Origin of the sequence: Microbacterium esteraromaticum, from assembly GCF_014084045.1 — a bacterium.
Lineage (GTDB): Bacteria > Actinomycetota > Actinomycetes > Actinomycetales > Microbacteriaceae > Microbacterium > Microbacterium esteraromaticum_D.
Window position 1 is genome coordinate 2,373,563 of sequence record NZ_CP043732.1, and the last position, 16,429, is coordinate 2,389,991.

Genomic DNA, 16,429 nt, shown 5'->3' on the forward strand with positions numbered 1-16,429 from the left:
GCCCAGCGCGTATCCAGGGCCGCGTCATAGCTCGCCTGCCTAGGATGGGACGGTGACCTCGACCTCAGCGCCGCAGCCGGCCACACCCAGCACCTCACGTCGGATCCTCGCGATCTCGGTGGCGATCATCGCCGCCCTCATCGCCGCGTTCTTCGTGTTCTCCTCCCTCTACACCGAGTTCCTCTGGTTCGACCAGCTCGACTTCGCCTCGGTGCTCACCACGCAGTGGATCGCCACCGCCACGATGTTCGCCATCGGGTTCCTCGGCATGGCACTGCCGATCTTCCTGTGCATCCAGCTGGCCTACCGCCTGCGGCCGGTGTACGTGCGGCTGAGCTCGCAGCTCGATCGCTACCAGGAGGTCATCGAGCCGCTGCGCCGCCTGGCGATGTGGGGGATGCCCGTGTTCTTCGGCGTGTTCGCCGGCTTCGCCGCGGCAGGCAACTGGAAGACCGCGTGGCTCTGGGCGAACGGGGTCACCACCGACACCCTCGACCCGCAGTTCGGGGTCGACACGGGCTTCTACCTGTTCGCGATGCCGTTCTACTCGGCCGTGCTGGCGTTCGCATCGGCGGTGCTGCTGCTCAGCCTCGTGATCACCGCTCTGGTGTCGTACCTGTACGGCTCGGTGCGCATCGGTCAGCGCGAGCTGCGCATCTCGAAGCCGGCACGCATCCAGCTCGCCGTGCTGGCCGGTCTTTACCTCGCGGTGCAGGCGGTCAGCCTCTGGCTCGATCGCTACCTCACCCTCGTGCAGCCCGAGGGTCGCATCACCGGTGCCGCGTACACCGGCGCCAACGCGACGATCCCCGGACTCGCGATCCTGTCGATCATCGCGGCCGTGGTGGCCGTGCTCTTCCTAGTGACCGCCGTCATCGGCCGCTGGCGCTTCCCGCTGGTCGCCACCGCGCTGTTCGTCGTGGCATCGCTGGTCGTCGGCATCGGCTACCCGTGGGTGGTCACCACGTTCCAGGTGAAGCCGAACGAGAACGCCTATCAGGCCGAGTACTACGACCGCAGCATCGAGAGCACCAAGGAGGCGTACGGCGTCGCCGACATGGAGGTCACCCCGTTCGCGGCGGAGACCGACACCGCGCCCGGGCAGCTCCGTGAGGACGCCCAGACCACGGCATCCGTCCGCATCATGGACCCGGCGATCATCAGTCCCACCGTTCGCCAGCTTCAGCAGTACCGCTCGTACTACCAGTTCGCGCCCGAGCTCGACGTCGACCGCTACGAGATCGACGGCCAGATGCAGGACACCGTCGTCTCGGTCCGCGACCTCGACATGACCAAGCTCGGCGGCGGCGACAGCTGGAACAACCGCGCGGCCGTGTACACCCACGGCTACGGCCTCGTCGCCCTGGCCGGAAACCAGCGCACCAGCGACGGCGAGCCCGTGTTCCTCGAGCAGGGCATCCCGTCCTCCGGCTTCCTCACCGAGAGCGAGAAGTTCCAGCCGCGCGTGTACTTCGGCGAGTCGTCGCCCGAGTACTCCATCGTCGGCGCCCCTGAGGGCACCGAGCCGGTCGAGATCGACTACCCGCGCGGGCAGGACGGCGCGAGCGACACCAAGACGACCTTCGAGGGCGACGGCGGCCCGCGCATCGGGAACACCTTCGTCAAGCTGCTGTACGCGATGAAGTTCCAGTCCGAGCAGATCCTGTTCTCGAACCTGGTCAACCCCGAGTCCCAGATCCTGTACGACCGCGACCCGATCACGCGCGTGAAGAAGGTCGCACCGTACCTGACCCTCGACAACGACCCGTACCCCAGCGTCGTCGACGGCCGGATCGTGTGGATCGTCGACGGCTTCACCACCAGCGCCACCTACCCGTACTCGAAGACGGTGAGCCTGCGTGACGCCATCGCCGACTCCCGCACGCCGGCATCGGCGGTGTCGTTCGACAACATCAACTACATCCGCAACTCGGTCAAGGCGACCGTCGATGCGTACGACGGCTCGGTGAAGCTGTACGCGTGGGACGACGAGGACCCGATCCTCAAGGCGTGGCAGAAGGTGTACCCGTCGACCGTCGAGCCGATCAGCGAGATGTCGGGCGACCTGATGAGCCACGTGCGCTACCCGACCGACCTCTTCAAGGTGCAGCGCGACGTGCTCGGGGTCTACCACATCGATGACGCGCGCTCCTTCGCCCAGGAGGACAACCGCTGGCAGACGCCGGACGACCCCCGCGCCAAGGATCGCCTGCAGCCGCCGTATTACCTGTCGATGAAGATGCCGGGTCAGGACGAGCCGCGCTTCTCGATGTTCTCGACCTTCATCCCAGCCGCCCAGCAGGGCGAGAGCCGCGAGGTGCTGATGGGCTACCTGGCCGTGGATTCGGATGCAGGCAACCAGAAGGGCGTGAAATCCGAGGGCTACGGCAAGCTGCGGCTGCTCGAGATCGACACGAACACCACGGTGCCAGGCCCCGGTCAGGTGCAGAACACCTTCGACTCCGACACGGAGATCGCCAACAAGCTGAACGTGCTGACGCTCGGCAAGTCCGACGTGAAGTACGGCAACCTGCTCACCCTGCCGGTCGGCGGTGGCCTGCTGTACGTGCAGCCGGTGTTCGTGCAGTCGTCCGAGGGCACGAAGCTTCCGAACCTCCGCAAGGTGCTCGTCGCCTTCGGTGATCGCGTCGCGTTCGAGGACACGCTGACCGTCGCCCTCGATGTGCTCTTCGGTGGTGACGCGGGTGCCTCGGGCGGCGACGGCGACGTCGAGCCCACCGACCCCGATCAGCCCGCCGACCCGGATGCCCCTGCCGACCCCGATGAGGGCGGCACGCCGCCCGTGGGCGAGGCGGCGACCGCACTGGAGGAGGCGCGCGCCGCGCTGACCGCCCGAGAGGCGGCGCTGAAGGCGGGTGACCTCGAGAAGTTCGCTGTCGAGGACAAGAAGCTCACCGCCGCGATCGAGAAGCTGCTCGCTCTCGAGGAGGACGCCGCGACCGAGTGACGCCGACGCAGAAGGAGGGCATCCCGCCGGGGTGCCCTCCTTCTGCATCCGCACCCTCTGGCGCCGGTCGGCTGCGGCACGCACAATGGGAGCATCGGATTCTCTTCGAGGAGGGCGATCGCGATGAGAGCAGTGGCAGGGTCGAGGATCGTGATCCACGGCGCGCACGTCGACAGCGCCGAGCGTCGCGGCGAGGTGCTGGAGACCCGGGGGCAGGACGGTGGGCCGCCGTACCTGGTGCGCTTCGACGACGGCACCGAATCCCTGATCTTCCCGGGCCCGGACTGCGAGCTCGAGCACGCGCGCTCAGCCGCCGACACGCCATGACACACCCGGCATCCGCGCTCGATTAGCCCTCCCTCCGAAGCCGTGTTAGGCTTTAAGACGTGCCGCGGGGTGGAGCAGTTCGGTAGCTCGCCGGGCTCATAACCCGGAGGTCGCAGGTTCAAATCCTGTCCCCGCAACAAAGAGAAGGCCCCTGACCAGGTATTCCTGGTCAGGGGCCTTCTGCATGCGGCGTCGTGTCTCAGCTGCCGCGCCGGCGCGCTGCCTCGACATCGCGCTTCTCATCCTCCGGCTGTCCGGCGACCGTCCTCGGTGGCGCGTTTCGCAACCGCGGTGCGAGCGGGCATCATGTTCACATGTCCGCCCCCGTCGTCGCCGTCTGCCAGTTCGCCCCCGTCGACTCGCCCGAGCAGAACCGCGCGCGTATCGCCGAGCTGGTCGCGCAGGCCGCCGCCCGCGGCGCCGGCGTCGTCGTGCTGCCGGAGTACTCGAATTACTTCGTGAACCCGATGGACGAGACCCTCGCCGCGAACGCGGAGGCTCTCGACGGCGAGTTCGCCACCGCGCTGCGCGCGCTCGCCGCCGAGCACGGCATCGTCGTGGTGGCCGGGATGGTCGAGACCGCCGATGCGGGTCGCGTGCACAACACGGTCGTCGCGGTCTCGGATGCCGGGGTGCAGGCGGTGTACCGCAAGCAGCACCTCTACGACGCGTTCGGGCAGCGCGAGTCGGACTGGATCGCCGCGGGGGAGCTCGGTTCGGCAGCCGTCTTCGATACGCTCGGGATGCGCTTCGGGATGATGACCTGCTACGACCTGCGATTCCCCGAGGTGGCGCGGACGCTGATGGACGCCGGCGCGGATGCCCTGATCGTTCCGGCCGAATGGGTGCGCGGCCCGCTCAAGGAGCACCATTGGAACACCCTGCTCACCTCGCGCGCCATCGAGAACACCGCCTATGTGATCGCCGCCGACCACCCGGCGCCGATCGGCGTGGGCTACTCCCAGGTCGTAGACCCCCTGGGCGTCGTCGTCGCAGGCGTCAGCGCGGGGGAGGGTGTGGCTGTGGCATCGCTCGATCCCGACCTCGTCGCCCGCACCCGCGAGACGAACCCGTCGCTGCGGCTGCGCCGCTACCGCGTCGTGCCGCGCTGAAGCGAACAAGGGAGCTCATCGACCGCAAGCGAGTGCGTCAGCGCAGCCCCGCCAGTCGCCTGGCCGCCTCCTCGATCACCTCGACCCGCTTGCACGCGGCGAAGCGCACCAGACCGGCGTACTGCCCCTGGTTCTCGGGTGTCACGAACGCGCTGATCGGAATCGCGGCGACGCCGACGCGCTCGGGCAGCGCACGACAGAAAGCCGCGGCGTCCTCGCCGCCCAGCGCCGTCGCATCCGCGACGGTGAAGTAGCCGCCCTGCGGGGCGAGCACCTCGAAGCCCGCAGCGCGCAGGGAGGCGCCGAGCAGCTCGTGCTTTCGCAGCATCGTCGCCGCCGCGTCGTCGAAGTAGGACTCGGGCAGGCGCAGACCGACCGCGATCGCCGGCTGGAACGCGGAGCCGTTCACGTACGTGAGGAACTGCTTGACCGTCAGCACCGCGGTGATCAGGGCGGCCGGACCGTGGATCCAGCCGATCTTCCACCCGGTCGTCGAGAACGTCTTGCCCGCCGACGAGATGGTGAGCGTCCGCTCGGCGGCGCCTGGCCGTGTCGCCATCGGCACGTGCGGGCTGTGGAACGACAGGTGCTCGTACACCTCGTCGGTGACGATGATCGCGTCGTGCACCGTCGCAAGACGGACGACTTCGGCCTGCACCTCGGCGGAGAACACCGTGCCGGTCGGGTTGTGCGGATCGTTGACGAGGATCACCCGGGTGCGGGCGTTCACCGCGGCGGCCAGCTGGTCGAGATCTGGCTGGAAGTCGGGCCGGCGCAGCGGCACCGTGCGCAGGCGCGCTCCTGCCAGTGCGACGACGGCAGCGTACGAGTCGTAGTACGGCTCGAAGACGACGACCTCGTCGTCCGGCCCGTCGATCAGCGCCAGCAGCGTCGCCGTCAGAGCCTCGGTCGCCCCCGCCGTCACCAGGATCTCGGTGTCCGGATCCACTTCGAGTCCGTAGAAGCGCCGCTGATGCTCGCCGATGGCGGCGAGCAGGTCCGGGATGCCGCGGCCGGGCGGGTACTGATTCGCGCCGTGCGCGATGGCATCCCTGGCAGCCTCCAGCACCTCTGCCGGACCGTCTTCGTCTGGGAAGCCCTGGCCGAGGTTCACCGAAGCGGTGCGCGCGGCCGCAGCCGACATCTCGGCGAAGATGGTCGGGGCGACGCTGCCGTCGGCGGAGAGCAGGCCGGCCCCTGCGGCTGTGCGGCGCCAGGCTCCTGGTATGACATCCATGCAGAACAGGCTAAGACCATAGATGAATTTCATCCGCGGCATACGAAACGCACAGACTCGGTTGTCACTCTGATAGGGCGTTGTGAAGGAGCAGAAGATGAACGACAACAGCACCCCCGACCAGCCCTCGAACTCCGAGGCACCGGCCCAGACCCCGCCGTCGGCCGCGCACGGGCAGCACGTCCCCACGCACTTCGGCTCCGATCAGACCGGATCCGGGCAGACGGGTTCAGGGCAGACGCCGTGGCAGCCCCCGGTTCCGCCGCAGCCTGCGATGCCGCAGTACGGGACCCCGCCCCGACCCGGCGCGACCTTCGGTCCGGCCGCGCAGTCCGCGCCGCCACAGCAGGGTCAGCCGCAGCCCGGTCAGCCGCAGGCCGGCCCGTCTCACCTGGGCGGGCCGCAGCCGCCGCAGTCGTCGGGCGAGCAGCCCACCCTCACGCTCGACCCCGCACTGGTCGCCGCTCCGGCGAGCAGCGGCACCCACTCCGTGACCGAGCCGAAGAAGGGCGGCGGCACGGTCAAGGTCGCCGGACTCATCCTCGCCGCGGCCCTCGTCGGCGGTGTCGCCGGATTCGGCGGAAGCGCGCTCGGCAACGCCGTGCTCGATCGCCCGGCTTCCCAGACCGCCACCGGCCCGCAGAGCGTCACCGTCAACAACCCCGGCTCGGTCAACGAGACGACCGCCATCGCCAGCGAGGTGCTGCCGTCGGTGGTCACCATCGAGGTCGCGGGATCCAGTGAATCGGGCAGCGGATCGGGTGTCATCCTCGACAAGGAGGGCCACGTCCTCACCAACACGCACGTCGTCACCCTCGGCGGCGCCGCAGCCGATCCCGCCATCCGCGTGACCACCTCCGACGGGCGCATCTTCGAGGCGAGCATCGTCGGCACCGATCCGGTCTACGACCTCGCCGTCATCAAGCTCGAGGGCGCGAAGGATCTCACCCCGATCGAATTCGCAGACTCGAGCAAGCTCAACGTCGGCGACACCGCCGTCGCGGTGGGCGCGCCCCTCGGCCTGTCGAACTCGGTGACCACCGGTATCGTCAGCGCCCTGAACCGCAGCATCGAGGTCGCGTCCTCCGCCCTGCCCGACAACTCCGAGCAGCAGCCAGACGGCGACGAGGGCGAGGGCGACAGCGGCAACCCGTTCCAGTTCGACATCCCCGGCATGGGCCAGCAGCAGGCCAAGCAATCGATCTCGATCGCGGTGATCCAGACCGATGCCGCGATCAACCCGGGCAACTCCGGTGGTGCGCTCGTCGACAGCAAGGGAAGCCTGATCGGCATCAACGTGGCGATCGCCACCGCAGGTGGATCGTCGGCGTCGAGCGAGGCCGGCTCCATCGGTCTGGGATTCGCGATCCCGTCGAACATCGCCCAGCGCGTCGCCGATGAGATCATCGCAGACGGCGCGGCCACGCACGGTCTGCTCGGTGCCACGGTGCGCGACGCGTCGAGCGTGCAGGGCGCCTCCATCGCCGGCGCGGTGATCGACACCCCGACGCCGGGCGGCGCGGCGGAAGAGGCCGGCCTGAAGCGCGGCGACATCGTGACGCAGTTCAACGGACTCCCGATCACCGGCGCGAGCGACCTCACCGCGCAGGTGCGCGCCGCGGCAGCCGGGAGCGACGCCACGCTCAGCTACGTGCGCTCCGGCAAGACCTACGAGGTCGAGGTGACGCTCGGCGAGCTGCAGCTCTGAGCGGCGCCCAGCCGGCTCCCCGGTCAGGACGCCACCCCGCGATAGGCTCGCGGGGTGGCGTCCTTCTCTTTCGGCACCGGAAACGCGGCGAAGCTCATCCGGATCCCGCTCTATGCCGCAGGACGCATAGCCGCGCTGCTCATCCCGCGCGGCGACGGCTGGGTGTTCGGCTGCGGGGCCGGTATCGGCGACGGCGCTCTCGCGCTGCATCGTGTCGCTGTGGAGTCCGGGCATCGCGCGCTGTGGCTCGCGCGCTCGCCACGGGAAGCCGCCGATGCCAGGGTTCTCGGCATCCGCACCGTGCCCCGTGACGGTCTCCGCGGATGGTGGGCGACGATCCGCGCCGGTGTGGTCGTCGTGACCCACGGTCTGGGGGATGTGAACCGCTACGGCAGCAGTGACGCCTTCGTCGTGCAGCTGTGGCACGGCATCCCGCTCAAGCGCATCGGGCTCGACTCGCCCGTCACCGCACAGGTGCCGGCCGGAGTGCCGGGAGCCGCGCTGCTCCGCCGTCTGCTCACGGTGCTGTACCGAAGCGCGGCCCAGCGCATCCGGGTGCTGCCGGCCGCCTCGCACCGCTCCCGCGGACGCCTGGAGTCGGCGTTCGGACTCGGCGACGATCGGGTCGTCGTCACGGGCGAGCCGCGCGTCGACGTGCTCTCGCAGGGCACGGATGAGCAGCGACGTGCGACCGCCGCGCAGCTGCTCACCCGCACAGGTCCTCTGCTCGCCGATCAGCGTGTTCTGCTGTACGCCCCGACGTGGCGCGACGGCGCGGCCGACCCTGCCGTGCCCACCGCGGCCCAGTGGGTCGGCATCGTTCGGCTGCTCGAGAAGCACGACGCCCTGCTCTTCATCCGCTCGCACCCGCTCGGTGAGGGGGCATACGCCCCGCCGTGGTCGAGCGGCCGTGTCCGGATGCTGAACTCCGACCTGCTCGCCGACGTGACGCCAGCGCTGCCCAGGGTCGATGTGCTCATCACCGACTACTCGTCTCTGGCGTACGACGTCGGACTCCTCGCGATGCCTGTCGTCTTCCTCGCGCCGGACGCCGAGGAGTACGCGCGCGAGCGCGGCTTCTACGGGCGTTACGAGGATGTCGCCGGTGACGACGTCGCCATCGACTGGGAGACGGCTCTCGAGCAGATCGGCGCGGTGCTCGCGGACGACGCCGTGAGGGCGGAGCGCGCCGAGCGCTCCGCGGGGCTCAGCGCCCACATGCACGCATACCGCGACGGGCAGAACGCCCGACGCGTGTACCAGGCCATCCGCGCGCGCGGCATCCCCGCGCCGAAGGGAGCACGATGACCACCGCTCGGATCGATGAGCAGGCCCAGACGCTGATCATCTCGGGGACGGGCGCCCGCCCCGCATCCGCCGCACTCGTCGGACCACGCGCCCGCGTCAGCGCCAGACTCACCGGCGGGGGCCGGTCGTGGAAGGCGACGCTGCCTCTGCTGACCTCGCGGTGGGGAGGTGCCGTGCTGCCGCTGCCCGCGGGCGGATACCGGCTCACGGTCGACGGCGTCGATCTCGACGGGGTCGAGATCGAACCGACCCTGCTGCCCGGCCTGCGCGTGGAGGTGCGCGGGGCGGATGCCATGATCGCCGCGCCCATCGCCCCGATCTACGAGACCGCCGAGGGGCAGCGCACTCTCGAACAGCGGTACGCGTCGCAGATCGGCGCGGGGGAGAACGCGGTGTTCTTCGAGAGCTTCTACGGTCAGACCGCCGGATGCAATCCCCGCGCGCTCGACCGCGCGCTCGCCGAGCGCGCTCCGTCTGTGACCAGGTATTGGAGCGTGGCCGACCTGTCGATCGAGGTGCCGGAGGGGGCGGTCGCCGTCGTCGAGGGCGGGCCGGAATGGTGGCGCGCCAGGGCGGAGTCGCGGATCCTCGTCGTCAACGACTGGCTGCGGAGGCGCTTCGTGCGCAAGCCCGGTCAGATCGTGCTGCAGACGTGGCACGGCACGCCGCTGAAGCGCCTCGCGCTGCACCGACCCGGGTTCGACCCGCGCCGCATGGCCGCCGTCGTCAAGGAGTCCCGCCGGTGGGACGTGCTGCTCGCCCAGAACCCGTACGCGGAGCGCATCCTGAAGAAGGCGTACGCGTTCTTCGGCAAGCCGATCTGGGTCGAGGGATACCCGCGCAACGACGTTCTCGTGACGGGCGACCCCGCTCCGATCCGCGAGGCGCTGGGCATCGGGGCCGACGAGAAGGTGATCCTGTACGCCCCCACCTGGCGCGACGACCGTGCGGAGATGGTCGACTTCGTCGACCCGCAGCTGCTCGCGGAGCAGACGGATGCGGTCGTGCTCGTGCGCGGCCACTCCCGCACCATCCGGCCGGGGCGCGATCACGCCGGTGCGCGGGTGATCGACGTCACCGGCTACCCGGAGACGGCACGACTGCTGCTCATCGCCGACGTGCTCGTCACCGACTACTCGTCGGTGATGTTCGACTTCAGCGTCACGGGCCGGCCGATGTTCTTCCTCGTCCCCGACCTCGAGCACTACCGCGGTCAGCTGCGCGGCTTCTACTTCGACCTCGCAGAGCGCGCGCCCGGGCCTCTCGTGCACAGCCAGGACGAGCTCGTCCGCGCGCTCGAGGACCCCGAGGCGACGGAGGCTTACCGCGAGCGGTACGCCGCCTGGCGGGCCCAGTTCAACCGTCGTGACGACGGGCAGGCTGCCGATCGCGTCGTGTCGCGCATCCTCGACCAGGGGTGGCTCACGGTCTGATCAGCAGGCGGCGCTCAGGGCAGTGGAGTGTTGCGCGATCCGAGCCTCGACGCGTCGACCGTGTCGCGGGCCCCGCGCAGCGCCCCGCCGATGAAGCCCAGACCCCACGAGAAGTGCATGGTGGGCAGCACGAGCATCGTCCACAGTCGCTGGCGCACGTCGCCACGGCTTGCCAGTCCCACGCCGATGACGAGCAGCGCGTACGCGATCAGCGGCAGGTAGATCGCCGACGCGATCAGAGCGGCGATGCCGCGCAGCAGACCGGCGATCTGAAGCGTGCCCACGAGGAGGGCGATGGCCGTCACCACGACAAGCGCCGGCGGGGCGAAGAAGCGCAGTCCGTTGCTGCGGCCGAATCGGCGCACCAGCTCGCCGCGCCACGCGCCGGTCGCACGGAACTGCCTGGCCAGCCGCGACCAGCTCTCCCTCGGCCAGTAGGTGACCGAGAGCGCAGGATCGAACCAGACCAGATGGCCGGCCTGGCGGATGCGCAGGTTCAGCTCCCAGTCCTCGCCGCGGCGGATCGTCTCATCGAAAAGGCCGACCTGTTCGATGACCTCCCTGCGCATCACACCGAGGTACGCCGACTCGGCCTCGCCCTCGTGCTCGCTGCCGTGGTACGCGCCGCCGCCGAGACCGACGGGGGAGTTGTACAGCCGCGCGACCGCCCGTTGGAACGGGGTGCGGCCGTCGGCGCGCATGATGCCGCCGACGTTGGCCGCCCCGGTGCGCTGCAGCGTCTCGAGTGCACGCCTGGCATAGCCGGGGGAGAGCTCGGAGTGCGCATCCACCCGGATGATGGTCGGATGGCTGCTCGCGCGGATCGCGGCATTCAGGCCGACCGGGATGTGCGCGGCGGGGTTCTCGACCAGCAGGATCCGGTCGTCGGACGCGGCGAGTCTCCTGGCGAGCTCGGTCGTGCCGTCGCTTGATGGGCCGAGGGCGAGCACCAGCTCCGTCGGGCCCTCGACGTCCTGCGCCAGCACCGAGCGCACCGCGTGCTCGAGATAGTCACGCTCATTCAGCACGGGCATCACGAACGAGACGCCGGCGGAGGTGATCCTGTCGTCATCGTGCACGTGTCGATCATGTCATGCGCCCCCGTCGGCCCGGTTCGGACGATTCGGAGGTTGGCCGGGTACCGTCCCCGGATGCACGCACTCCGAGACGCAAAGAAGGCCTACCGGCTCGTGCGGCGCGCGATGCGGATCCGCGCGGCACGGCAGAGCGTGCGGGAGCTGCTGGCCGGGACGCCGGCCCTGCCCGCCCATCATTTCCGCATCGCAGTGTACTTCGCCGACACCGACGTGAACATGTATCAGATCAGGCAGTGGTACCGCCCGCTGCGGCGCCTCGCCGACCGCTATCCGGTCGTGGTGCTCTCGCGCTCGCCGCTGGGAGCGGAGGCGCTGCTGCGCGACGGCGCCCTGCCCGTCGCCTTCGTACCCGAGATCAGCGAGCTGGAGGCGTTCCTCGCCGAGCAGGACATCCGGATCGTCCTCTATGTGAACCAGAACACCCGCAACTTCCAGATGTTCCGCTACGGCCGTCGCACCCACGTGTTCATCAACCACGGCGAGTCCGACAAGGTCTACATGATCAGCAACCAGTACAAGGCGTACGACCATGCCTTCATCGCCGGGGAGGCGGCGCGCGACCGGCTCGCGGAGGCGCTGTGGGAGTACGACGTCGATGCGCGCACGACGATGATCGGGCGTCCCCAGGCAGATCACTTCAGCGGCGAGCTGCCGTACACGCCCGATGAGCGCACGGTCGTGCTGTATGCGCCGACGTGGGAGGGCGACAGGGCGTCGATGGCCTACGGCTCCGTGCGCTCCCACGGCGTCTCCCTGGTCGAGGGGCTGGTGGCGACAGGCAGGCACCGGGTGATCTACCGGCCGCATCCGCGCACCGGTGTGATGGATGACGACTATCGAGCGGCGAGTGCGAGGATCGTGTCGACGCTGGCTGCCGCGAACGCGGCCGACCCCTCCGCTCACCATGTGCACGACGACGGTCCCGAGATCGGCTGGCAGCTGACAGCCGCGGACGTCGCGGTGCTGGATGTCTCGGCGATGGTCTACGACCGCCTCGCCACCGGGCGCCCGCTGCTGGTCGCGCGTCCCGTCAGCGAGGAGGCGGAGATCGACGAGAGCGGCTACCTGTCCGCCTGCGAATGGCTGACGGCCGAGCAGGCGCTCGAGCGTCCCGTCGAGGAGATCGATCGGGTGCTCGTCGACGCCGAGGCCGTGGAGAGGCTGAGTCGCTGGTCGGCTCGCTACTTCGGCGACACCGCGCCGGGCGCCGCCACCGCCCGATTCGAGGCCGCGATCGAGCGCCTCTGGGAGGAGGTCTCCCGGCGCCCCGACGCCTGAGGGGCCGGCGGTCAGGCCGGTATCCTGGAGGGATGGGTGTGGTCTCAGACGGGAAGAAGGCGTATCGGCTGCTGCGGAAGGCGCTCGCGTCGCGCTCGGCCGTGCAGCGGGTCCGCAGGCGGCTCGCCGCCCAGGGACCGCATCCCCACCACCACTACCGGATCGCGGTGTACTTCGCCGACGGCGCCGTCAACATGTATCAGATGCGCCAGTGGTACCGTCCGCTCGCGGAGCTCGCGAAGCGCTGGCCGGTCGTCGTGCTCTCACGCAGCGCGACGGGGGCGGAGAAGCTGATCGAGGAGGACGGACCGCCGGTGGCGTTCGTGCCGACGGTGCGCAACCTCGAGAAGTTCCTCGCCAAGCAGGACATCCGCATCGTCCTCTACGTGAATCAGAACACCCGCAACTTCCAGATGTTCCGGTACGGGCGTCGCTGGCACGTGTTCATCAACCACGGCGAGTCCGACAAGATGTACATGACCACGAATCAGTACAAGGCGTACGACTACGCGCTGATCGCAGGTCAGGCGGCGCGCGACCGGCTGAGCCGCACGCTGTGGGACTACGACCTCGACACGCGCACGATCGAGATCGGCCGTCCGCAGGCGGATCACTACTCCGGCACGCTTCCATACGCTCCCGACGAGCGCAGGGTGGTGCTGTACGCGCCGACCTGGGAGGGCGACCGCCCTTCGGCGCATTACGGCTCGATCGCCTCGCACGGAGAGACTCTCGTGGCGCGGCTGCTCGCGACGGGCCGGCACCGCGTCATCTACCGACCGCATCCGCGCAGCGGTGTCGTGAACGACGAATACGGCGCGGCGCACCGCCGGATCCTCGCGGCGATCGCCGAGGCGAACGCCGCCGACCCCGCGGCGCATCACGTGCACGACGACGGACCTGAACTCGGCTGGCAGCTGGCTGCGGCCGACGTCGCCGTGGTCGACATCTCGGCGATGGTCTACGACCGTCTCGCCGCGGGGAAACCCCTGCTGATCACCCGCCCGGCCGACGAGCGGGCTTCCATCGACACCACCGGGTATCTCTCCGCCTGCGAGTGGCTCACGGTCGACGGCGCGTCGAGCATCGTCGACGAGGTGGAGCGCGTCGCGGCCGACGAGGAGGCCGTCGCGCGCCTGCGCACCTGGGTGCGGCACTACTTCGGCGACACCGCACCCGGGGCCGCGACCGAGAAGTTCCACGGTGCGATCGAGCAGCTCATGCAGAAGTGGGACGAGTGGCACGCGCGCGACACCGGCGCCGACGACGAGGAAGACGATGACGACGTCGACGACGAGGACGACGGATGATGCATCTGCCGCGCACGGCGGCGCTGGCCGATCCGCTGATCGTGCTGGAGTCATGCGGATCGACCAACGCCGAGTTGCGCGCGCGCATCGTCGGAGGCGAGCATCTCGGGCACTTCGCCGTGCTGCTGACCGACTCGCAGACGGCGGGCAGGGGACGGCTGGACCGCACCTGGACGACACCGGCGGGCTCGGCGCTCGCCGTCTCCGTGCTGCTGCGCGATCTGCCTGTCCACGCCGACGCGCGGGGCTGGATCCCGCTGGCAGCCGGTGTGGCGATGACGGATGCCATCGCCGCGCAGCTGGCCGATCGCTCCGTCGGGCTCAAGTGGCCCAATGACGTGATGGTCGACGGGCGCAAGATCTGCGGGATCCTCGCCGAGGTCACGGCGCACGGCGTGATCGTCGGAAGCGGCGTGAACACCGCGATGGCCGAAACCGAGCTGCCCGTGCCGACCGCGACGTCGTTCGCCGCGCTCGGCGCGGACGCCGACATCGATCGGCTGCTCTCGGACTACCTGGCGGGTCTGCGTTCGCTGATCGGCGCTCTCGCGCGCGAGGGAGACGCATCGGCATCCGGCCTCCACGCCGCGGCCGAGCAGCGATGCCTCAGCATCGGTCGCGAGGTCGAGGTCAGCATGCCGCACGGCGAGACGCTGCGCGGCCGTGCCGTGGGCCTGCAGGGCGACGGGTGCCTGGTGGTGGTCGACGTCGACGGCGCCGAGCGCGCCGTGGCGTCCGGCGACGTCGTCCACGCCCGCCTCGCCTGAGCGGACTCGCGCGGCGGGGCTGCCGCGTCGCCGCGCGTCCACGGGCACAATGGAGGGGTGACTCAGCCCGTGACACTCGGCGGCCGGCCGAACATGCCGCCGCCGGGCGCGCCCGTCGAGGAGCTGCTCGTGGCGCGCTTCCGCAGCCACGCACGGCGGCTGTTCTGGTCGGCGCTGCTGCTCATCGCGACGGCGGGCGCGACGGCCTACTTCTACGACAACCTCCCGGCTCCGTTCGAGAACTGGATGCTGCTCGCCGCCTCCGGCATCGTCGTGCTGCTGCTCGTCGTGCTACCCTTCCTCTTCTGGATCTCGCGCACCTGCACGATCACCACGCGCCGGGTGATCGTTCGCGAGGGGCTCGGATCGCGGCACCGACGGGAGCTGTCGCACACGCGCGGATACTCGATCGGCGTGCGCCGCGGTCCGCTGCAGCGACTCTGGGGCGCCGGCACGATCACGCTCAGCAACGGGGTCGATGAGCCGATGCGCCTGCAGAACGTGCCGATGGTCAACCTCGTGCACGAGGTGCTCGCCGACCAGGTCGAGGTGAATCAGATCCTCGCGCATCGCGATGCGCAGACCTCTGGGCAGGCCCTCTGAGCCCTCGCCGTCTCCCGGACCCGGCGGAGTGCGGAAGAATGGATGCGACGAAAGGGGCGCTGCATGACGGTGCGCGTAGGTGTGATCGGCGGAGGACAGCTGGCTCGGATGATGATCGCCCCGGCGGTCGAGCTCGGCCTCGACATCCGGGTGCTCGCCGAGGACGAGGGCATGTCGGCCCAGCTCGCCGCGACTGCGGTGGGCGACTACCGCGACCTCGACACGGTGCGCGCATTCGCGAACGACGTCGACGTCATCACCTTCGATCACGAGCATGTGCCGCAGGAGGTGCTTCGCGCCCTCATCGCCGACGGCGCACAGGTGCATCCCGGGCCCGACGCGCTGCAGTACGCGCAGGACAAGCTGGTCATGCGCGCCCGCCTCACCGAGCTGGGCGTGCCACAGCCCGACTGGGCGCCGGTGCGCGACGCCGATGAGCTGCAGCGTTTCATCGACGAGCACGGCGGCGGTGCGGTCGTGAAGACGCCGCGCGGCGGTTACGACGGCAAGGGCGTGCGCGTGGTGCGGGCTGGCTCCGAAGCGGCTGATTGGTTCGACGCGGCCGGCGGCGACGCCCTGCTGGCGGAGGAGCTGGTCTCGTTCCGTCGTGAACTGGCGCAGCAGGTGGCCAGGCGCCCCAGCGGAGACATGGTCGCCTACCCCGTGGTCGAGACCGTGCAGCGCGACGGCGTGTGCGCCGAGGTCATCGCCCCTGCGCCCGCGACGACCGAGCGGCTGGTCGCCGTCGCCGAGGACATCGGCCGGCGCATCGCCGAGGGCATCGGCGTGACCGGGATGCTCGCGGTCGAACTCTTCGAGACCGACGACGAGCGCATCCTCGTGAACGAGCTCGCCATGCGTCCGCACAACAGCGGGCACTGGAGCCAGGACGGTGCCGTGACCGGGCAGTTCGAGCAGCATCTGCGCGCGGTCGCCGATCTTCCCCTCGGTGGCACCGAGCCGCGCCAGCCGTGGACCGTGATGATCAACATCCTCGGCGGCCCGGCCGATGGAACGCTCGCCGACCGCTTCGCGCCGGCCATGGCCGAGCATCCCGAGGCGAAGATCCACACGTACGGCAAGGCCCCTCGGCCTGGCCGGAAGGTCGGCCATGTGAACGTCTCGGGCGACGACCTCGACGATGTCGTCTACACCGCCCGCGCGGCGGCGGCACTGTTCCTCTGAGCCGACGCGGCGCGTGCCGCTGCGAACTTCTCACAGCGACACGCCGTAGCCTGTCATGGTGACTGAGCCACTGCACTCCTCGAGCTCGCCCCTGGT

General features: G+C 69.9%; 13 protein-coding genes and 1 tRNA gene. 12 read left to right on the forward strand and 2 right to left on the reverse strand.

Annotated elements, in window-relative coordinates; genetic code table 11:
• The first annotated feature begins 52 nt into the window (after nucleotides 1-52).
• The 4 genes from FVO59_RS11185 (at nucleotide 53) to FVO59_RS11200 (ending at nucleotide 4,407) form a co-directional block, all read left to right on the forward strand.
• Complete coding sequence (locus FVO59_RS11185) at nucleotides 53-2,968, forward strand: UPF0182 family membrane protein (RefSeq protein WP_182252707.1); 2,916 nt, start codon at nucleotides 53-55, stop codon at nucleotides 2,966-2,968.
• Between the two features lie 123 nt (nucleotides 2,969-3,091).
• A complete protein-coding gene (locus tag FVO59_RS11190) occupies nucleotides 3,092-3,295 on the forward strand; it encodes a DUF1918 domain-containing protein (protein ID WP_182252708.1) in 204 nt (67 codons plus the stop codon).
• A 63-nt stretch (nucleotides 3,296-3,358) separates the two neighbouring features.
• A tRNA-Met gene (locus tag FVO59_RS11195) sits at nucleotides 3,359-3,432 on the forward strand.
• A 177-nt stretch (nucleotides 3,433-3,609) separates the two neighbouring features.
• Nucleotides 3,610-4,407 (forward strand): carbon-nitrogen hydrolase family protein, encoded by a 798-nt coding sequence (locus FVO59_RS11200; RefSeq protein ID WP_182252709.1) that lies wholly within the window; start codon nucleotides 3,610-3,612, stop codon nucleotides 4,405-4,407.
• Between the two features lie 37 nt (nucleotides 4,408-4,444).
• Here FVO59_RS11200 and FVO59_RS11205 read toward each other — a convergent pair whose 3' ends face one another.
• The gene (locus FVO59_RS11205; protein ID WP_182252710.1) at nucleotides 4,445-5,644 is read right to left on the reverse strand and encodes an aminotransferase class I/II-fold pyridoxal phosphate-dependent enzyme; all 1,200 of its coding nucleotides are present in this window, start codon (nucleotides 5,642-5,644) and stop codon (nucleotides 4,445-4,447) included.
• A 97-nt stretch (nucleotides 5,645-5,741) separates the two neighbouring features.
• Between FVO59_RS11205 and FVO59_RS11210 the strand changes: the two genes are divergently transcribed.
• Genes FVO59_RS11210 through FVO59_RS11220 form a run of 3 tightly spaced genes read left to right on the forward strand, consistent with a single transcriptional unit; the run spans nucleotide 5,742 to nucleotide 10,093 of the window.
• Entirely contained in the window at nucleotides 5,742-7,352 is a 1,611-nt protein-coding gene (locus FVO59_RS11210; RefSeq protein WP_182252711.1) for a S1C family serine protease, read from the forward strand.
• A 54-nt stretch (nucleotides 7,353-7,406) separates the two neighbouring features.
• Complete coding sequence (locus FVO59_RS11215) at nucleotides 7,407-8,660, forward strand: CDP-glycerol glycerophosphotransferase family protein (protein ID WP_182252712.1); 1,254 nt, start codon at nucleotides 7,407-7,409, stop codon at nucleotides 8,658-8,660.
• Nucleotides 8,657-10,093, forward strand: a complete 1,437-nt coding sequence (locus tag FVO59_RS11220) for a CDP-glycerol glycerophosphotransferase family protein (RefSeq protein ID WP_182252713.1) — start codon at nucleotides 8,657-8,659, stop codon at nucleotides 10,091-10,093. Before FVO59_RS11215 ends, FVO59_RS11220 begins: the two co-directional genes overlap by 4 nt.
• A gap of 14 nt (nucleotides 10,094-10,107) precedes the next feature.
• Here FVO59_RS11220 and FVO59_RS11225 read toward each other — a convergent pair whose 3' ends face one another.
• Nucleotides 10,108-11,172 (reverse strand): glycosyltransferase family 2 protein, encoded by a 1,065-nt coding sequence (locus tag FVO59_RS11225; protein ID WP_524538368.1) that lies wholly within the window; start codon nucleotides 11,170-11,172, stop codon nucleotides 10,108-10,110.
• A gap of 72 nt (nucleotides 11,173-11,244) precedes the next feature.
• On the opposite strand from FVO59_RS11225, the gene FVO59_RS11230 reads away from it, so the two are divergent.
• The 5 genes from FVO59_RS11230 (at nucleotide 11,245) to FVO59_RS11250 (ending at nucleotide 16,333) form a co-directional block, all read left to right on the forward strand.
• The gene (locus FVO59_RS11230; protein WP_182252714.1) at nucleotides 11,245-12,468 is read left to right on the forward strand and encodes a CDP-glycerol glycerophosphotransferase family protein; all 1,224 of its coding nucleotides are present in this window, start codon (nucleotides 11,245-11,247) and stop codon (nucleotides 12,466-12,468) included.
• A gap of 32 nt (nucleotides 12,469-12,500) precedes the next feature.
• Nucleotides 12,501-13,778, forward strand: coding sequence for a CDP-glycerol glycerophosphotransferase family protein (locus FVO59_RS11235; RefSeq protein WP_182252715.1), 1,278 nt, complete (start codon nucleotides 12,501-12,503; stop codon nucleotides 13,776-13,778).
• Nucleotides 13,775-14,545 (forward strand): biotin--[acetyl-CoA-carboxylase] ligase, encoded by a 771-nt coding sequence (locus FVO59_RS11240; RefSeq protein ID WP_346265670.1) that lies wholly within the window; start codon nucleotides 13,775-13,777, stop codon nucleotides 14,543-14,545. Before FVO59_RS11235 ends, FVO59_RS11240 begins: the two co-directional genes overlap by 4 nt.
• A 57-nt stretch (nucleotides 14,546-14,602) precedes the next feature.
• Nucleotides 14,603-15,148 (forward strand): PH domain-containing protein, encoded by a 546-nt coding sequence (locus FVO59_RS11245; RefSeq protein ID WP_430736294.1) that lies wholly within the window; start codon nucleotides 14,603-14,605, stop codon nucleotides 15,146-15,148.
• A 63-nt stretch (nucleotides 15,149-15,211) separates the two neighbouring features.
• Nucleotides 15,212-16,333 carry a 5-(carboxyamino)imidazole ribonucleotide synthase gene (locus FVO59_RS11250; protein WP_182252716.1) on the forward strand — a complete coding sequence of 374 codons (1,122 nt, stop codon included), beginning with the start codon at nucleotides 15,212-15,214 and terminating at the stop codon, nucleotides 16,331-16,333.
• The last annotated feature ends 96 nt before the right edge of the window (nucleotides 16,334-16,429 follow it).

Bases quoted from the DNA above. Each gene is read 5' to 3' on its own strand.
- FVO59_RS11220 (WP_182252713.1), top strand. From the start codon at position 8,657: ATGACCACCGCTCGGATCGATGAGCAGGCCCAGACGCTGATCATCTCG.
- FVO59_RS11240 (WP_346265670.1), top strand. From the start codon at position 13,775: ATGATGCATCTGCCGCGCACGGCGGCGCTGGCCGATCCGCTGATCGTG.
- FVO59_RS11250 (WP_182252716.1), top strand. From the start codon at position 15,212: ATGACGGTGCGCGTAGGTGTGATCGGCGGAGGACAGCTGGCTCGGATG.
- FVO59_RS11190 (WP_182252708.1), top strand. From the start codon at position 3,092: ATGAGAGCAGTGGCAGGGTCGAGGATCGTGATCCACGGCGCGCACGTC.
- FVO59_RS11210 (WP_182252711.1), top strand. From the start codon at position 5,742: ATGAACGACAACAGCACCCCCGACCAGCCCTCGAACTCCGAGGCACCG.
- FVO59_RS11230 (WP_182252714.1), top strand. From the start codon at position 11,245: ATGCACGCACTCCGAGACGCAAAGAAGGCCTACCGGCTCGTGCGGCGC.
- FVO59_RS11200 (WP_182252709.1), top strand. From the start codon at position 3,610: ATGTCCGCCCCCGTCGTCGCCGTCTGCCAGTTCGCCCCCGTCGACTCG.
- FVO59_RS11205 (WP_182252710.1), bottom strand. From the start codon at position 5,644: ATGGATGTCATACCAGGAGCCTGGCGCCGCACAGCCGCAGGGGCCGGC.
- FVO59_RS11235 (WP_182252715.1), top strand. From the start codon at position 12,501: ATGGGTGTGGTCTCAGACGGGAAGAAGGCGTATCGGCTGCTGCGGAAG.